The organism is Citrobacter sp. R56 (genome assembly GCF_016811995.1).
Classification (GTDB): domain Bacteria; phylum Pseudomonadota; class Gammaproteobacteria; order Enterobacterales; family Enterobacteriaceae; genus Citrobacter_D; species Citrobacter_D enshiensis.
Map to the genome: position 1 here is coordinate 3,885,817 of NZ_CP069159.1, position 17,527 is coordinate 3,903,343.

Genomic DNA, 17,527 nt, shown 5'->3' on the forward strand with positions numbered 1-17,527 from the left:
AAATCTGATTATGCACCATGTTGTCTCAGCAACCACCAATCCCGCCAAAATTCAGGCAATTCTGCAGGCATTTAACGAGATCTTCGGTGAAGGATCCTGCCATATTGAATCCGTCTCCGTCGAGAGCGGGGTACCAGAACAGCCCTTTGGAAGTCCGGAAACGCGTGCTGGCGCACGAAATCGCGTAGAAAACGCGCGCGCCCTGCGCCCGCAGGCTGACTTTTGGGTCGCCATTGAAGCGGGAATTGATGAGGGCAGTACATTCAGTTGGGTCGTTATCGAAAACCGCGAACAGCGTGGGGAATCACGTTCAGCCACCCTGCCGTTACCCGCCGTCATTCTGGAGAAAGTACAGGCAGGGGATGCGCTCGGCCCGGTGATGTCTCACTATACCGGCATTGATGAGATTGGGCGTAAAGAGGGGGCGATTGGCGTGTTTACCGCCGGGACGTTAACGCGCGCCAGCGTCTATCACCAGGCGGTGATTCTGGCGTTAAGTCCGTTCCATAATGCGGTGTATCAATAGCATTTTGCCTGATGGCGCACAGCGTTAAGGCCTACAAAATGGCCATATTTCGCCGCAGGCCGCCATCCGGCAATCAACCGTCAGCCGTTTTTCAGCAGTACCTGCTCCAGCCACTGACGCAGTTCAACCGGCGCAGACTTAAGGCTGTTCGAACCGCGCGTGATCGTCGCGATCCCCGCCCCCAGTTCGTTTTTCAGCTCACGCTGGCTCATCTCGCCGCGCAACAGCTCTTCAACGATACGCACGCGCGTTCCCAGCGCTTCACGCTCGTCCGGCGTCATCATCAAACTCAGTAGTGGAAGATGCAGATCTTGCTCATAGGCGCGTTTTAACAGCTCAACAAAACGTAACCATTCCTGGTGACGTTGCTCTGCCATCGCAGCTGAATAGGGAGATTGCTGGGTCATAAAATATCGCCATATTGCTGGGGGAAACGAACTCGCTCCCCCTGATTGTACTCTTTAACGAGTACGATATCATAACACAACCGAAGCGATCAGTAACGGCGCTGCCATTCTGTGTCACTCATCAACGTCGGCTTACCGCCCATGAAGTAGCGATAGTAAGCATCATAAGCGAGAACATTCTTCACATAGCCGCGCGTTTCAGAAAAGGGAATGCTTTCCACAAACGCTACGGCATCAATGCGCCCGGCGCTATTACCAAGCCAGGTGCGTACGCGACCCGGCCCGGCGTTATAAGCCGCCGAGGAGAAGATGCGGTTATTGCCAAACTGCTGGTACACATACTGTAAGTAGCTGGTGCCAATATTGATATTGGTTTCCGGGTCTAACAGTTGGTTCGGACTGCTGTACCCCGGAATGGAGAACATTTTCACCGTATGCGTTGCCGTGCCCGGCATGATTTGCATCAAACCGCTGGCCCCCACCGGGGATTTCACCTTCGGATTCCACGCGCTTTCCTGACGCGCAATGGCCATCGCGTAGCTCTGCGGAACATCTTTGCTGCTGGTATAGCGTGTGAAGAGATCTTTATAGGCCAGCGGGAAACGCTCTTCCAGATGATCCCACAACTTACCGGCGATCGTCGCCTGCACGCTGAGATCCCACCAGTGGTTGTTGAATGCATAACGTGCCAGCTGTGCCTGTTCGGATTTGGTTTTGCTGCTCACCAGATTCGCCCATTCGCTACGCGCGGTGTTGTCCATATTCCAGTACATCAGTTCCCTGACCCGCGCCATTTCTGGCCCCTGCGTCAGCGCCGAATCAACATTATCAGGCGCTTTATCGATTTTCAGGACGTACTCTTCATCTAAACGCTGTGCTGCCACCATGGGGTAGAAACCACGTTGCTGCATCAGCGCATGCAGGATCTCTTTCGCCTCCGCATCGCGGCCCCGCTCCAGCAACAGGTCGGCCTGCCAGTAACGCCACTCGTCTTTTTCCTTGGCTTCCATTGGCAGACGCGCCAGCCAGGTGTTCAGCCCCCGACGATCGCCATTTCCTAACGCCATACGGACACGACGCTCGACCAGCGTCGTCGACTGCGATCGCATAATGGCGTCATCACGCCATTTCGCCTGCTCATCGGTGACATCATTGCCCATCAGTCGCCACGCGACGATGTCACGCAACTCCTGAGTTTGATCCTCATTCAGCTGTTGCGCCTGCACCAGAGAAGGGATCATCAGTCGGGCATTCTCAACATCCTGACGCGCCACGCTGGCAAAGGCGACCGCCGCCATTTGACGGGTAAAATCGGTCGCATCGGTGGTGCGCGCAAATGTCATCACGCTGTTGGGATCATTCGCCAGAGAGATAATGGCAGAGGCAATCGTCTGGTATTCCGCGGGCATCTGTCCGGCCAGCACCGTCACCAGCCCCGTGTTACCCGCCTTCATCGCCAGCCGGATACGCTCTAAATAGGCCAACGGATCCTGCGTGCCGGAAGCCCGCCATACGCTAAATAATTTGTCACAGGCATTCGGCTGGCTTTTTCCCGTCAACCAGAGTTCTTTTGCACCGGTCCATGCCTCTTCGGGTTGTCCGGTATTCCATTTCGCGTAGTAATAATTGCATTGCGCTTCTGTGGTGCCAGGTTTCTCCGGGCTGAATGCCAGAAGCCCTCGCCAGTCTTCACGTCGCGCCAGCTCATTCACAAAACGTGATTGCAACGTGCGGGCCGGAGGCAGCGTCGGATTCGCGCGAACAAAGTTGGTGACCGTCACGGTCGGTTGATTCATCAAATCGTCAGTGATCTGACGGTATTCAAGGTAGGGATATAGCGGGTAATTCTTCAGTCCTGGCATCATCTGATCAACGACATCCATCTGTCGGTTATCCCAGGCCTGTTTAATTTGCGCATAGCGGTTACGCTGTTCGTCCAGTGAATCAGCCCTTGCCACGCTACTCACCGTCAGCAGGCATACGCTGGTCGCCAGAAGACGCCAGGTAAATTGTTTGGCTTTGTCCACAAGCTCTTCCTCTAATCAATGTGCGTCAATGCGGCTTCATGCCACGTAATAAATTTATGCTAACCAGTCATTAGCATTTGCGCCACGTTGAGGACACTTTTTTACTTTTACTGCGAGTGAGATCTGCTAGCTGGGATTGGACAGTGAAAACAGCTACACTTCGCCTTTGAAAACTCTTATTCATCACGATAAACATAGAGGCGAAGTCCAACGTGGCTCAATTCGTTTATACCATGCATCGTGTCGGCAAAGTGGTTCCGCCGAAACGTCACATTCTGAAAAACATTTCTCTGAGCTTCTTCCCTGGCGCTAAGATCGGCGTACTGGGCCTGAACGGTGCCGGTAAGTCGACCCTGTTGCGCATTATGGCTGGCATCGATACCGATATCGAAGGCGAAGCGCGCCCACAGCCTGGCACTAAAATTGGCTATCTGCCGCAGGAACCGAAGCTGAACCCGGAACACACCGTTCGCGAGTCTATCGAAGAAGCGGTTGCCGAAGTGGTTAACGCACTGAAAGGCCTGGATGAGGTGTACGCAAAGTACGCTGAACCGGACGCTGATTTTGACAAGCTGGCTGCGCAACAGGGTAAATTTGAAGAAATTATCCAGGCGCATGATGGCCACAACCTGAACGTACAGCTGGAACGCGCTGCTGATGCACTGCGTCTGCCAGACTGGGATGCGAAAGTGGCTACCCTTTCCGGTGGTGAACGTCGCCGTGTAGCGCTCTGCCGTCTGCTGCTGGAAAAACCAGACATGCTGCTGCTCGACGAACCGACCAACCACCTGGATGCCGAATCCGTGGCCTGGCTGGAACGCTTCCTGCACGACTTCGAAGGCACTGTCGTGGCGATTACCCACGACCGTTACTTCCTCGATAACGTTGCCGGTTGGATCCTCGAACTTGACCGCGGCGAAGGTATCCCGTGGGAAGGCAACTACTCTTCCTGGCTGGAGCAGAAAGACCAGCGTCTGGCGCAGGAAGCCTCTCAGGAAGCGGCTCGCCGTAAATCCATTGAGAAAGAGCTGGAGTGGGTGCGTCAGGGCGCGAAAGGCCGCCAGTCCAAAGGCAAAGCTCGTCTGGCACGCTTTGAAGAGCTGAACAGCGCCGAATACCAGAAACGTAACGAAACCAACGAACTGTTTATTCCACCCGGACCGCGTCTGGGCGATAAGGTTGTTGAAGTCAGTAACCTGCGTAAGTCTTACGGCGATCGCGTACTGATCGACGATCTGAGTTTCTCCGTACCGAAAGGGGCGATTGTCGGCATCATCGGTCCGAACGGCGCGGGTAAATCCACGCTGTTCCGTATGATGTCCGGTCAGGAGCAGCCAGACAGCGGCACCATTACGCTGGGCGAAACCGTGAAGCTGGCCTCTGTTGACCAGTTCCGTGACGCGATGGATAACAGCAAAACCGTATGGGAAGAAGTTTCCGGCGGGCTGGATATCATGAAGATCGGCAACACCGAGATGCCAAGCCGCGCCTACGTTGGCCGCTTTAACTTTAAAGGTGTTGATCAGGGCAAACGCGTCGGCGAACTCTCCGGCGGTGAGCGCGGTCGTCTGCACCTGGCGAAGCTGCTGCAGGTTGGCGGCAACATGCTGCTTCTCGATGAACCGACCAACGACCTGGATATCGAAACCCTGCGTGCGCTGGAAAACGCCTTACTGGAATTCCCAGGTTGCGCCATGGTTATCTCGCACGACCGTTGGTTCCTCGACCGTATCGCTACCCACATTCTGGATTATCAGGATGAAGGTAAGATCGAATTCTTCGAAGGTAACTTCACCGAATACGAAGAGTATAAGAAACGCACGCTGGGCGCAGACGCGCTGGAGCCGAAGCGTATCAAGTACAAGCGTATCGCGAAGTAATCTGAATGGCCCTCTTCGGAGGGCCATTTTTTTATCCCCGCTCGCCCATCAGCTCTTTGACCAGTTCCACACAACGCAGGAACCGCGAGTCATAGTCCGCTTCTTCGACGTGCACAAACTCAATATTGTTCTTCTCAAGCATCGATACCAGTAGCGTCTGAAACTCTTTGCGATCGACCGAACTCCCCAGGCTACGCAAACCGTCAGCCACCCACGGCGTGTTGTTTTCCAGCAGGATCACCAAATCGAAACGGTATTCATCAATCAATGCCTGTACGAAAGGATGTTCGCGTCCCTCATATTTTTTGCAGAACGCCTGGGTCGTGACAAAGTCAGTGTCGACAAACGCCACCTTGTTGGCGTATTTGACAGCAAAATCAATGTATTGTGCGTGGCCAAGGGCAATTTTGTCATAATCGGAATATTGCAACGCCATCTCATCACCGCCGAGGTGAGAAAAGACGTAATCACGCCCATATTCCCATGCACTGGTGGTATTGAAGATGTTGGCAAGTTTATTCACCAGCGTCGATTTACCACTCGACTCTCCCCCCAGTACCGCCACGGTGCGCACAAAAAACGGTTTCACTTCGGTGGGAATGTATTCCCAGTAGCGGAACGGGTTTTCACGAATTTGCGCCCCGCTGATGCTCATAAAGGTGCGTTTCGGATCCACCAGTACGGTTTCAATACCCAGATGCTCAAGAAACCGCGGGGCGTCGTTCTCTTCGGAAGTGTATATCCAGTTAGGCTGAATACCTTTTTCTTCCATGAACGTCTTAATGCCGTTGCTCCAGACATCCCAGCCATGCGGATACGGTTCCATACCCGCCTCATCAAAAGCATGGATACGGATGTTCTTTTGATACTTAAAGGTCTGTAATAACCAACGCAGACGATCGGAAACCGTCGGCTGCTGGGACATCGCGCTATCTTCGAACAAGGCGCGGTCACGCGCGTCGTCATAGCCCATGATGATATGCAGTTCATCCACCTGGCTACAGGCGCGCTGAATCAAATAGATATGCCCGGTGTGCAAGGGGTAAAATTTACCAAACACCACACCGATATTTTTCTGCATACGGGGGAATTCCAGCCCCAGAAAACGATGCAATGCCTCCAGCTTTTGCGCGCTGGGACTTTTAATCTTGGCATTCAACAACTGACTTAAATACCCCTTGGTCATTCCGCTGGAATCGGCCACCTGCTGCAATGTGCAGCCTTTTTGCTTAATGGCGGTTTTTAAGTAGTCGAATGCTGACAAAGGTGCCTCCTGCTGAAAAAAATCGTAGGCCGGATAAGGCATCGTCGCCATCCGGCACTTTCACCACCCCATGCCTGATGGCGCTACGCTTTTCAGACCCGGGAGGTGAGTACATATAGGCAATTATAAGTCGTCAAACACGCTTAACGCATCTGAGAGTTTTTTGACACCGAAGATTTGCATCCCTTCCGGCACTTTTTTCGGGACGTTGGCCGCCGGGACGATGGCGCGGCGGAAACCGTGTTTTGCCGCCTCGGAAATACGTTCCTGGCCGCTCGGCACGGGACGAATTTCCCCCGCCAGACCGACTTCGCCAAACACCACCAGATCCTGTGGCAATGGTCTGTCGCGCAGGCTGGACACCATCGCCAGCAACAACGCCAGGTCTGCGCTGGTTTCCGTCACTTTGACACCGCCCACCACGTTAACGAACACGTCCTGGTCGGCCATCTGCAAACCGCCGTGACGATGCAGGACCGCCAGCAGAATGGCCAGGCGATTTTGTTCCAGTCCAACGGCTACGCGACGCGGGTTTGCCATCATGGAGTGATCGACCAGCGCCTGAATCTCCACCAGCAGAGGACGCGTGCCTTCCCAGACCACCATCACCGAGCTGCCAGAGGTCACTTCATCACCACGGCTTAAGAAAATCGCGGAAGGGTTACTGACTTCCCGCAGTCCCTGCTCGGTCATCGCAAAAACGCCCAGTTCGTTGACGGCGCCAAAACGGTTCTTATGGCTACGCAACGTCCGAAAACGGGAGTCGGCATCACCATCAAGCAACACGGAACAGTCGATACAGTGTTCCAGTACCTTTGGCCCCGCCAGTGAACCGTCCTTCGTCACGTGACCGACCATCACGATAGCGACACCGCGTGTTTTGGCAAAACGTGTCAGATAAGCCGCCGTTTCACGAACCTGCGCAACGCTGCCCGGCGAAGACTGAATATCCGCCATGTGCATCACCTGAATGGAGTCGATGACCATCAGTTTTGGTTGTTCTTCTTCGGCAATCAGGCAGATCTGTTCAATACTGGTTTCCGACAGCATGTTCAGATTCGCCGTCGGCAAGCCGAGCCGATGGGCGCGCATCGCCACCTGCTGCAAAGACTCTTCCCCCGTGACGTACAGGGTTTTCATCTGTTCCGCCAGCTTGCACAGCGTTTGCAGCAGCAGCGTAGATTTCCCCGCACCGGGGTTCCCCCCAATCAGAATAGCGCTACCGGGCACGACGCCACCGCCCAGTACACGGTCAAATTCTTTAAAACCGGTAGAAAAACGTGGCAGTTCCTCAAGACTGATATCCGCCAGCTTCTGCACTTTTGCCACGCCAGCATTACCGGCATAGCCGCTGAGCCGCTCGTTACGCGCCACCGTCGGTGATGCCGCAAGGCGCACCTCAGTGATAGTGTTCCAGGCGTTGCAGGCGCTACATTGCCCCTGCCAGCGCGGATAATCGGCCCCGCATTCATTACAAACAAAGGCGCGTTTTGGAGCTTTTGCCACGGTTTACCTCGTTATTTCTGATTCATGCTGCCGGAGAGAATGCAGAACACCCCCATCAGATCGGCATGACGGATAGTCACTTCCGTCTTTTCATTCACTTTCGGCTTGGCGTGGTACGCAATACCCAGCCCTGCCGCTTTGATCATCGGCAGATCGTTGGCACCATCGCCGATCGCCACGGTCTGCGCTGGCGGAATCTCATATTCCTGCGCAAGGCGTGCCAGCGTATTGGCTTTGTACTGCGCATCAACGATATCGCCAATCACATTCCCCGTGAATTTTCCGTCCATGATCTCCAGTTCGTTCGCCACCACCGCTGACAGGCGTAGCTTGTCGCGCAGGTATTCCGCGAAGAAAGTGAACCCGCCTGAGGCGATAGCCACTTTCCAGCCCAGCGTTTCCAGCTTCAGCACCAACTGTGTCAGACCCGGCATCAAAGGCAGGTTTTCACGAACCTGGCGTAGAATATCGGCATCCGCGCCTTTCAGCGTCGCCACGCGGCTACGCAGGCTGGCGGTAAAGTCCAGTTCCCCACGCATCGCCCGTTCGGTCACTTCCGCCACCATTTCACCCGTACCGGCCAGTTTCGCGATTTCGTCAATGCACTCAATCTGGATCGCGGTGGAATCCATGTCCATCACCAGCAGGCCAGGCTTACGCAAGTGCGGGATCTTACCCAGCGGAGCGACATCCAGTTTTGCATCGTGCGCCAGTTTTGTGGCGCGCGGTGTTAATGAACCCGCCAGACGAATAACCTGATAATCCTCGACGCACCAGGCGGCGACAATCACCATCGCCGCCCCCAGCTTGCTCTGGTATTGCGTCAGGCGCTGCTTGTCCAGCCCACGACCATACAGCAGCCAGCCACTACGGCCTGCGTGGTAATCGAGTGGCATCACCTCGTCACCACTTAATGAGAGGGGCAAACCTGGCCACAGAGAGACATCTTCAGGCAGGTCGCACCAGGTAATGTTAGGCATTAAAGCTCCTGTAAAATCGTACGGGTCGGGAAACATCCAGGGGAAAATAACGCATGAGGCTACCCTGTAACCATCGCTTCTGGCAACATTAAGCCTCAAATTTTCAGCAGGTGGAATATGGCTCGCGCAAAACTCAAATTCCGGCTTCATCGTGCAGTGATTGTATTGTTCTGTCTCGCACTACTTGTCGCTCTGATGCAGGGTGCGTCCTGGTTCAGTCAAAACCATCAGCGACAACGAAATCCGCAACTGGAAGAACTGGCTCGTACGCTGGCACATCAGGTGACGCTCAACATCGCACCGTTAATGCGCACCGAAACGCCAGATGAAAAACGTATCGCCATTGTACTCCGCCAGCTCACTGAAGAGAGCCGAATTCTGGATGCCGGAGTGTACGATGAGCAAGGTGATCTCATTACCCGTGCAGGCGAAAGCGTTAATGTGCGCGACAGGCTGGCGCTGGACGGCAAAAAAGCCGGCGGCTATTTTAGCCAGCAGATAGTCGAACCTATTCAGGGGAAGAATGGCCCACTGGGTTATCTGCGTCTGACGCTCGACACGCACACCTTAGCCACCGAAGCGAAGCAGGTCGATAACACCACCAATATTCTACGCCTGATGCTGCTCTTGTCACTGGCTATTGGCGTGGTATTAACCCGAACCCTTCTGCAGGGCAAACGCACGCGCTGGCAACAATCCCCCTTCCTGCTTACCGCCAGTAAGTCCGTACCCGAAGAGGATGAGAACGAGAAAAAGGATCCGTAAGTCGCGAAAGTGCAGCACCAGTACGTTAGCATTAATATAGACGTCAGTTATAGAAAGGAAATCTGCCATGTCGACACTACGCTTACTTATCTCAGACTCTTACGATCCCTGGTTCAACCTCGCGGTCGAAGAGTGTATTTTCCGTCAGATGCCTGCCACTCAGCGCGTTTTGTTCCTGTGGCGTAACGCGGATACGGTGGTGATTGGCCGGGCGCAAAATCCGTGGAAGGAGTGCAATACCCGGCGCATGGAGGAAGACAACGTCCGTCTGGCGCGCCGTAGCAGCGGCGGTGGCGCAGTATTCCACGATCTCGGCAATACCTGTTTTACCTTTATGGCGGGGAAACCGGAATACGACAAAACCATTTCAACAGCTATTGTGCTGGATGCGCTGAATTCACTCGGCGTTGCCGCCGATGCTTCCGGGCGCAACGACCTGATCGTAAACACCGCCGATGGGGAGCGCAAAGTGTCCGGCTCCGCCTATCGTGAAACCAAAGATCGAGGTTTTCATCATGGTACATTGTTGCTCAACGCCGACCTGAGTCGTCTGGCGAACTATCTGAATCCGGATAAAAAGAAGCTTGAAGCCAAAGGGATTACTTCTGTGCGTGCGCGGGTCGCGAATCTGGTCGAGCTGTTGCCGGGCATTACCCACGCTCAGGTGTGCGAGGCGATAACCGATGCCTTTTTCGCCCACTACGGTGAGCGTGTGGAAGCGGAAATTATTTCGCCGGATAAAACGCCAGATCTGCCAAACTTTGCCGAAACCTTTGCCCGTCAAAGCAGTTGGGAATGGAACTTTGGTCAGGCGCCGGCGTTTTCGCATCTGCTGGATGAACGCTTTCGCTGGGGCGGCGTGGAGCTGCACTTTGATGTTGAGAAAGGCCACATTACCCGTGCTCAGATCTTTACCGATAGCCTGAACCCGGCGCCACTGGAAGCGTTGGCTACTCGTTTGCAAGGCTGTCTGTATCGTTCAGATGTACTGCAACAGGCGTGTGATGCGCTGTTAGTGGATTTCCCGGAGCAGGAAAAATCGTTGCGGGAATTGTCGGCGTGGATTGCGAAGGCTGTTCGATAATGTCAATGCGGTTTTGTAGGCCGGGTAAGGCGAAGCCGCCACCCGGCTTTTTTGCCCGGTGGCGCTACGCTTACCGGGCCTACACTGTCCTGAACGAAAATTACTCTTTATCGCCCAGCAGTACAGATTCCAGCGCAATCTTAATCATATCGTTGAAGGTCGTCTGACGCTCAGCGGCAGTGGTCTGCTCGTGGGTACGGATATGGTCGGATACGGTGCAGATAGTCAGCGCTTTCGCACCAAACTCGGCTGCCACGCCGTAAATACCCGCGGCTTCCATTTCCACACCCAGAATGCCGTATTTTTCCATCACGTCGAACATTTCGCCGTCCGGAGAGTAGAACAGGTCTGCGGAGAACAGGTTGCCGACACGAGCGTCAACGCCCAGGGCTTTTGCTGCGTCAACCGCGTTGCGCACCATGCCGAAATCGGCAATCGCGGCAAAATCATGATCTTTGAAACGGATGCGGTTAACTTTGGAATCGGTGCAGGCACCCATACCGATCACCACGTCACGCAGTTTGACATCAGTACGTACTGCGCCGCAGGAACCGACACGAATGATTTTCTTCACGCCGAAATCGGTGATCAGCTCTTTGGTGTAGATAGAGCAGGACGGGATACCCATACCGTGACCCATGACGGAGATCTTACGGCCTTTATACGTCCCGGTGAAACCCAGCATGCCGCGAACGTTATTTACTTCACGAACATCTTCGAGGAAAGTTTCAGCAATGTGCTTCGCACGCAGCGGGTCGCCCGGCATCAAAACTACGTCTGCGAAATCGCCCATTTCTGCATTAATGTGTGGGGTAGCCATCGTTATATCCTTCTAAATTGTTTATGCCTGATGGCGGCCACGCCAGATCAGGCCTACAAAAATAAGGCCCGGTAAGCAAATGCGACCGGGCGTTCAATTACAGCATATTTTTGCCGTAGTCCATTGCAGACGTGCCGAAATAGCTAGCCAACGTTTGGCCGATATCCGCGAACGTTTCACGGTGACCCAGCGAACCAGGTTTCACTTTCGGACCATAAACCAGTACCGGAATGTGCTCACGGGTATGGTCGGTGCCCTGCCAGCTTGGGTCACAACCGTGGTCAGCGGTCAGGATCAGAATGTCATCTTCCCCTACCAGCTCCATCAGTTCAGGCAAACGGCGGTCGAACAGTTCCAGACCCGCTGCATATCCTGCGATATCGCGACGGTGGCCCCAGGAAGAGTCGAAATCAACAAAGTTGGTAAAGACGATCGTCTTGTCACCCGCTTCTTTCATCTCTTTGAGGGTCGCGTCAAACAACGCGTCCAGCCCCGTGGCTTTCACTTTTTTGGTGATACCGCAGTTGGCATAGATATCCGCGATTTTACCCACGGAAACCACATGACCGTCTTTCTCCTCGACCAGTTTTTGCAACACGGTCGGTGCTGGCGGTTCAACGGCCAGATCGTGACGGTTACCGGTACGCTGGAAGTTGCCCGCTTTGTCGCCGATAAACGGACGCGCGATAACACGGCCAATGTTGTAACCGCCTTCGGTCAGCTCTTCACGGGCGATTTCGCACAGCTCGTACAGACGATCCAGACCAAAAGTCTCTTCGTGACAGGCAATCTGGAACACGGAGTCAGCAGAGGTGTAGAAAATCGGCTTGCCGGTTTTCATATGCTCTTCGCCCAGTTGGTCCAGAATCACTGTGCCGGAAGAGTGGCAGTTGCCCAGGTAGCCCGGTAAATTGCCGCGTTTCACCAGCTTATCCAGCAGTTCCTGCGGGAAGCTATTGTCGTGGTCGCTGAAGTAACCCCAGTCAAATAAAACCGGCACGCCAGCGATTTCCCAGTGCCCCGACGGGGTATCTTTACCGGAAGAAAGCTCATGCGCCCACGCATAGGCACCAATGACTTCTGCGTTGCCATCCATCCCGGCAGCGATTTTACCCGTAGAGCCTTCGTGCGCTTTCGCCAGACCCAGACGGGTCAGGTTAGGCAAATTCAGTGGGCCTTTACGACCATTGTCAGCCTCGCCTTTGGCGCAGGCTTCTGCAATATGGCCCAGAGTGTCGGAACCTACGTCGCCAAAGCGATCCGCATCTTCAGTTGCACCAATACCAAAGGAGTCCAGCACCATAATAAATGCACGTTTCATCTTGTTCTCCATACATCTTGCGCTGCAAAAAAGCGATCAGATCAGTATATCGCTATTCGGTGATTCGACGATACACTGTCGGTGTAATTTCAGGCGCTTCGTTGTCAAGTCTGATTGCCGCTTTGACCGCTTTCGCCGCTTCTTGCCAACTGGCCTCATCTTTCGCGTGGATCACCGCCAGCGGGCGTTGTCCATCAACACTGTCACCCAGTCGCGCCATGTCGGTAAAACCAACACTGTAATCAATAGTGTCCGATGCCTGACGGCGACCGCCGCCCATCGACACCACCGCCATACCGAGCGCGCGGGTATCCATTGCACCAACAAACCCTTCGCTGTCAGCGTACACCGCTTTACTCAGCATCGCTGTCGGCAGGTATTTTGCGTAGTTTTCGACGAAATCAGTCGGCCCTTTCTGCGCCGCAACCATACGACCAAAGATGTCGGCCGCTTTACCGTTATCCAGCACCGCCTGCAGTTTTGCACGCGCGTCTGCATCATCACTGGCCAGCTTGCCGGAGATCAGCATCTCAACGCACAGCGCCATCGTGACGTCAAACAGACGTGGATTGCGATATTCTCCGGTCAGGAACTGCACCGCTTCACGCACTTCTACCGCGTTACCTGCGCTGGAGGCCAGCACCTGGTTCATGTCCGTCAGCAGCGCCGTCGTCCGCACTCCCGCACCATTGGCCACGCCGACGATCGCTTCTGCCAGCGCGGCAGAAAGCTCATAGGTTGGCATAAAGGCGCCGCTGCCCACTTTGACATCCATGACCAGCGCATCCAGCCCTTCTGCCAGCTTTTTGGCCAGAATAGAGGCGGTAATCAATGGGATGGAGTCCACCGTCGCGGTAATGTCGCGCGTGGCATAAAAACGTTTATCCGCCGGTGCCAGCGAGCTGGTTTGCCCAATGATCGCCACACCCACGTCTTTAATAATTTCACGGAAACGGGCGTCATCCGGGAAGATATCAAACCCCGGGATCGCTTCCAGTTTGTCGAGCGTACCGCCAGTATGACCGAGGCCACGCCCGGAGATCATCGGAATGTAACCCCCACAGGCTGCCACCATCGGCCCCAACATCAGGGACGTCACGTCGCCTACGCCGCCGGTAGAGTGTTTATCAACAATCGGGCCATTCAGATTCAGGCTTTTCCAGTCCAGTACGGTTCCTGAATCCCGCATCGCCATGGTCAGCGAGACGCGTTCTGGCATTGTCATATCGTGGAAGAAAATGGTCATCGCCAGGGCGGCAATCTGCCCTTCAGAGATGGTGTTGTCACGAATCCCGTTAATAAAGAAACGAATTTCTTCATCACTCAGCGCGTGGCCATCACGTTTTTTACGAATAATTTCTTGTGCGAGAAACAAGGTAACCTCCATGAGGAAAAGAGTTTGCAGGCGGTTTTGCCGGATGGCGGCTAACGCCTTATACGGCCTACGGTGATATGTCGTAGGCCTGATAAGCGAAGCGCCATCAGGCACTTAGCACCTTAGTAGCTGCTTGCGCTTTTACCGTCGCCGTGGCCGAGTGCTTTCAGCAGGCTCGCCAGCAGGCTGGATGCGCCGAAACGGTAGTGACGAGAGTCAGCCCAGTCAGCGCCAAACAGTTCGTCGGCAATCGCGAGGAACTGCTGTGCGTCTTCAGCCGTACGTACGCCGCCTGCCGGTTTGAAGCCAACCGTTTTGGCAACGCCCATATCACGAATGACTTCCATCATGATGCGCGCGCTTTCCGGCGTCGCGTTTACCGGCACTTTACCGGTAGAGGTTTTGATAAAATCCGCACCGGCTTTGATGGAGATTTCAGACGCTTTACGGATCAACGCTTCTTCTTTCAGTTCACCAGTTTCGATGATCACTTTCAGCAACACGTTAGCCGCCGCGCAGGCATCTTTACAGGCTTTAACCAGATCAAAACCGACCTGCTCATTGCCCGCGATCAGCGCACGGTACGGGAACACCACGTCCACTTCATCCGCACCGTAGGCGATTGCCGCACGGGTTTCCGCCAGCGCGATGTCGATGTCGTCGTTACCGTGCGGGAAGTTAGTCACCGTCGCGATACGGATATCCGGTGTGCCCTGCGCATTCAGGGTTTTACGCGCAACAGGAATAAAACGCGGGTAAATGCAGATAGCAGCCGTGTTACCGACCGGGGTTTTCGCCTGATGACACAGCGCGATCACTTTTTCATTGGTGTCGTCGTCGTTCAGGGTGGTCAGGTCCATCAGTTTCAGCGCGCGAAGGCTGCTTGCTTTTAAATCGGTCATTTGATTCTCCAACGGCATCGCCGTATAAAATTTCACCTTGCGGATTTGTTAGTATTCTAACATTCATCCGCCATTACACTTCGATATACATCACAGTTAATGAAAACTACGTACAAATTTGCATTACTCTAATGAGATCAACTTCAAATAAATGACCTTTTCAGGCCCCACGAGAATGCGACAGGCGCATCAGGATCAAAAGCCATCATGGCGTAACTTTCTACAATGGTGCTAAACCTTCGGTACAAAAAGGAAACGAAGATGCCTGTTTCAAGCGAAACCGCCCTGCAACAACGTTGCCAACAAATCGTGACCAGCCCGGTACTCAGCCCTGAACAAAAACGCCATTTCCTGGCGCTGGAGGCCGAGAACAACTTGCCTTATCCGGCGCTCCCTGCTGAAGCCCGCCAGGCGCTGGATGACGGCGTTATTTGCGATATGTTTGAAGGACATGCACCCTTCAAACCCCGCTATGTATTGCCTGATTATGCGCGTTTTCTGGCTAACGGTTCACAGTGGCTGGAGCTGGAAGGGGCGCAGGATTTAGATGACGCATTATCCTTGCTCACCATTCTGTACCACCATGTGCCCTCGGTAACATCGATGCCGGTCTTCCTTGGTCAGCTTGATACGCTGCTGCAACCATATGTTAGAATTCTAACACAAGAAGAGATCGACATTCGAATAAAACGTTTCTGGCGCTATCTCGACAGAACCCTCCCTGATGCATTTATGCATGCCAATATTGGCCCTGCCGATACCCCTGTCACACGTGCGATTTTACGCGCAGATGCAGAGTTAAAGCAGGTAGCACCTAACCTGACGTTTATTTATGATCCGCAAATCACCCCGGATGATTTGCTGCTTGAGGTTGCGAAAAATATTTGTGAATGCAGCAAGCCCCATATTTCCAACGGCCCCGAAAATGATAAAATTTTCACAAAAAGTGGTTATGGCGTCGTCAGCTGTTACAACTCTTTACCTCTTGCGGGAGGCGGCAGCACACTGGTCAGGCTTAACCTGAAAGCCGTTGCAGAGCGCAGCACTTCTGTCGATGACTTCTTTACGCGCACGCTACCGCACTACTGCCAGCAACAAATTTCCATCATTGATGCCCGCTGTGACTTCCTCTACGAAAAATCACATTTCTTTGAGAATAGCTTCCTCGTGCAGGAAGGGTTGATCGATCCACAACGTTTTGTGCCCATGTTTGGTATGTATGGTCTGGCGGAAGCCGTCAATCTGTTGTGTGAAAAAGCAGGGTTGAAAGCGCGGTATGGGAAAGATGAGGCCGCGAACGCGCTGGGTTATCGCATCAGTGAGCAACTGGCTGGGTTTGTCGAAAAGACACCGGTGAAACACGGCTGGAAGCAAAGAGCGATGCTGCATGCGCAGTCGGGCATCAGTTCAGATATCGGCACCACGCCGGGCGCGCGTCTGCCCTACGGCGACGAACCGGATCCCATCACCCATTTGCAAACCGTTGCCCCGCACCATGCGTGGTATCACTCTGGGATCAGCGACATCCTGACGCTGGATGAAACCATCAAACGTAATCCGCAGGCGCTGGTACAGCTTTGTCTTGGGGCGTTCAAAGCGGGTATGCGTGAATTTACCGCCAACGTCAGCGGCAACGATCTGGTGCGCGTCACAGGTTATATGGTGCGTTTGTCGGACCTGGAAAAATACCGCGCCGAAGGATCCCGTACCAACACCACCTGGCTGGGAGAAGAAGCCGCACGTAATACACGTATTCTGGAACGACAACCTCGCGTAATAAGCCATGAACAGCAGATGCGCTTCGGTAAGTAAGGTTATCCCATTCTCCTGCGTGGACGGGCCAGGCAGTCGTCTGGCCCTGTTTTTACAGGGATGTAATCTGCGCTGTAAAAACTGCCACAATCCGTGGACGATGGGACGCTGTAATGATTGCGCTGAATGTGTCTCTCACTGCCCGCACCAGGCGCTGAGTCTCGTTGCCGGGAAAGTGGTGTGGCAGACTGATGTCTGTAAGCAGTGCGATACCTGTCTGCAGATGTGCCCACAACACGCCACGCCGATGGCGCAGACGATGAGTATTGACGATGTATTACGTCATATCCGCAAAGCATCATTGTTCATCGAGGGCATCACCGTCAGCGGCGGCGAAGCCACAACGCAATTACCGTTTATCCTGCAACTGTTTGCCGCAGTCAAAGCCGACCCGCACCTGCGTCATCTGAGTTGCCTGGTAGACAGTAACGGCATGTTGAGCGAAACCGGCTGGGAGAAATTACTCCCGCTGTGTGACGGGGTCATGCTTGACCTTAAAGCATGGGGTAACGCGTGTCACCAACGGCTCACAGGGCGGGATAATGTGCTTATTAAGCGCAGCATTATGCTGCTGGCAGAGCGCGGTAAACTGGCGGAACTGCGGCTGCTGGTCATTCCCGGCCAGGTTGATTATTTGCAACAGATAGACCCGCTGGCGGCATTTATCTCTACTCTGGGAAATGTTCCCATCCGATTAAATGCTTTCCACGCCCATGGAGTGTATGGCGAAGCCAGAAACTGGCCGAGCGCGACGCCGGACGACGTGGAGGCCCTGGCGAGCGCCTTACAGGATCGCGGCGTGAATAACCTGATTTTCCCGGCGCTGTATCTTTAAATTGCCGGATGGCGACGCAGAGC

General features: G+C 54.1%; 15 protein-coding genes. 6 read left to right on the forward strand and 9 right to left on the reverse strand.

Translation table 11 applies throughout. The features are described from left to right. Positions 1-10: 10 nt before the first annotated feature. On the forward strand, positions 11-526 hold the full coding sequence (gene yjjX / locus JM656_RS18320; protein WP_192610992.1) for an inosine/xanthosine triphosphatase: 516 nt from the start codon (positions 11-13) through the stop codon (positions 524-526). Between the two features lie 80 nt (positions 527-606). Here yjjX and trpR read toward each other — a convergent pair whose 3' ends face one another. Next, positions 607-933, reverse strand: coding sequence for a trp operon repressor (trpR, locus tag JM656_RS18325; protein WP_192610991.1), 327 nt, complete (start codon positions 931-933; stop codon positions 607-609). Positions 934-1,022: 89 nt separating this feature from the next. Continuing rightward, positions 1,023-2,960, reverse strand: coding sequence for a murein transglycosylase (sltY, locus tag JM656_RS18330; RefSeq protein WP_203358995.1), 1,938 nt, complete (start codon positions 2,958-2,960; stop codon positions 1,023-1,025). A 212-nt stretch (positions 2,961-3,172) separates the two neighbouring features. Between sltY and ettA the strand changes: the two genes are divergently transcribed. Continuing rightward, complete coding sequence (gene ettA, locus JM656_RS18335) at positions 3,173-4,840, forward strand: energy-dependent translational throttle protein EttA (protein ID WP_203358996.1); 1,668 nt, start codon at positions 3,173-3,175, stop codon at positions 4,838-4,840. Positions 4,841-4,871: 31 nt separating this feature from the next. Here ettA and nadR read toward each other — a convergent pair whose 3' ends face one another. From nadR to serB, 3 genes are all read right to left on the reverse strand, one after another. Continuing rightward, positions 4,872-6,104 (reverse strand): multifunctional transcriptional regulator/nicotinamide-nucleotide adenylyltransferase/ribosylnicotinamide kinase NadR, encoded by a 1,233-nt coding sequence (gene nadR, locus JM656_RS18340; RefSeq protein ID WP_203358997.1) that lies wholly within the window; start codon positions 6,102-6,104, stop codon positions 4,872-4,874. A gap of 123 nt (positions 6,105-6,227) precedes the next feature. Continuing rightward, a complete protein-coding gene (gene radA / locus JM656_RS18345) occupies positions 6,228-7,610 on the reverse strand; it encodes a DNA repair protein RadA (RefSeq protein ID WP_203358998.1) in 1,383 nt (460 codons plus the stop codon). Positions 7,611-7,621: 11 nt separating this feature from the next. Then, complete coding sequence (gene serB, locus JM656_RS18350; protein ID WP_192610986.1) at positions 7,622-8,590, reverse strand: phosphoserine phosphatase; 969 nt, start codon at positions 8,588-8,590, stop codon at positions 7,622-7,624. 117 nt (positions 8,591-8,707) lie between these two features. On the opposite strand from serB, the gene JM656_RS18355 reads away from it, so the two are divergent. Further along, positions 8,708-9,355 carry a YtjB family periplasmic protein gene (locus JM656_RS18355; protein WP_192610985.1) on the forward strand — a complete coding sequence of 216 codons (648 nt, stop codon included), beginning with the start codon at positions 8,708-8,710 and terminating at the stop codon, positions 9,353-9,355. A 67-nt stretch (positions 9,356-9,422) separates the two neighbouring features. Next, entirely contained in the window at positions 9,423-10,439 is a 1,017-nt protein-coding gene (gene lplA / locus JM656_RS18360) for a lipoate--protein ligase LplA (protein ID WP_203358999.1), read from the forward strand. Between the two features lie 100 nt (positions 10,440-10,539). Here the strand turns inward: lplA and deoD are convergent, their stop codons facing one another. The 4 genes from deoD to deoC all read right to left on the reverse strand — a co-directional run bounded on the left by deoD (position 10,540) and on the right by deoC (position 14,857). Further along, positions 10,540-11,259, reverse strand: a complete 720-nt coding sequence (deoD, locus tag JM656_RS18365; protein ID WP_203359000.1) for a purine-nucleoside phosphorylase — start codon at positions 11,257-11,259, stop codon at positions 10,540-10,542. A gap of 97 nt (positions 11,260-11,356) precedes the next feature. Then, a complete protein-coding gene (deoB, locus tag JM656_RS18370; RefSeq protein WP_203359001.1) occupies positions 11,357-12,580 on the reverse strand; it encodes a phosphopentomutase in 1,224 nt (407 codons plus the stop codon). 52 nt (positions 12,581-12,632) lie between these two features. Next, entirely contained in the window at positions 12,633-13,955 is a 1,323-nt protein-coding gene (gene deoA, locus JM656_RS18375) for a thymidine phosphorylase (RefSeq protein WP_203359002.1), read from the reverse strand. A 122-nt stretch (positions 13,956-14,077) separates the two neighbouring features. After that, a complete protein-coding gene (deoC, locus tag JM656_RS18380; protein WP_203359003.1) occupies positions 14,078-14,857 on the reverse strand; it encodes a deoxyribose-phosphate aldolase in 780 nt (259 codons plus the stop codon). Between the two features lie 261 nt (positions 14,858-15,118). Between deoC and JM656_RS18385 the strand changes: the two genes are divergently transcribed. Next, positions 15,119-16,669, forward strand: a complete 1,551-nt coding sequence (locus JM656_RS18385) for a YjjI family glycine radical enzyme (protein WP_203359004.1) — start codon at positions 15,119-15,121, stop codon at positions 16,667-16,669. Beyond that, entirely contained in the window at positions 16,641-17,504 is an 864-nt protein-coding gene (locus JM656_RS18390; protein WP_203359005.1) for a YjjW family glycine radical enzyme activase, read from the forward strand. The genes JM656_RS18385 and JM656_RS18390 overlap by 29 nt, the downstream gene beginning before the upstream one ends. Positions 17,505-17,527 lie beyond the last annotated feature (23 nt).

Coding starts and splice junctions, on each gene's coding strand:
- yjjX (WP_192610992.1), top strand. CDS start 11: ATGCACCATGTTGTCTCAGCAACCACCAATCCCGCCAAAATTCAGGCA.
- trpR (WP_192610991.1), bottom strand. CDS start 933: ATGACCCAGCAATCTCCCTATTCAGCTGCGATGGCAGAGCAACGTCAC.
- serB (WP_192610986.1), bottom strand. CDS start 8,590: ATGCCTAACATTACCTGGTGCGACCTGCCTGAAGATGTCTCTCTGTGG.
- JM656_RS18355 (WP_192610985.1), top strand. CDS start 8,708: ATGGCTCGCGCAAAACTCAAATTCCGGCTTCATCGTGCAGTGATTGTA.
- lplA (WP_203358999.1), top strand. CDS start 9,423: ATGTCGACACTACGCTTACTTATCTCAGACTCTTACGATCCCTGGTTC.
- deoD (WP_203359000.1), bottom strand. CDS start 11,259: ATGGCTACCCCACACATTAATGCAGAAATGGGCGATTTCGCAGACGTA.
- deoB (WP_203359001.1), bottom strand. CDS start 12,580: ATGAAACGTGCATTTATTATGGTGCTGGACTCCTTTGGTATTGGTGCA.
- deoC (WP_203359003.1), bottom strand. CDS start 14,857: ATGACCGATTTAAAAGCAAGCAGCCTTCGCGCGCTGAAACTGATGGAC.
- JM656_RS18385 (WP_203359004.1), top strand. CDS start 15,119: ATGCCTGTTTCAAGCGAAACCGCCCTGCAACAACGTTGCCAACAAATC.
- JM656_RS18390 (WP_203359005.1), top strand. CDS start 16,641: ATGAACAGCAGATGCGCTTCGGTAAGTAAGGTTATCCCATTCTCCTGC.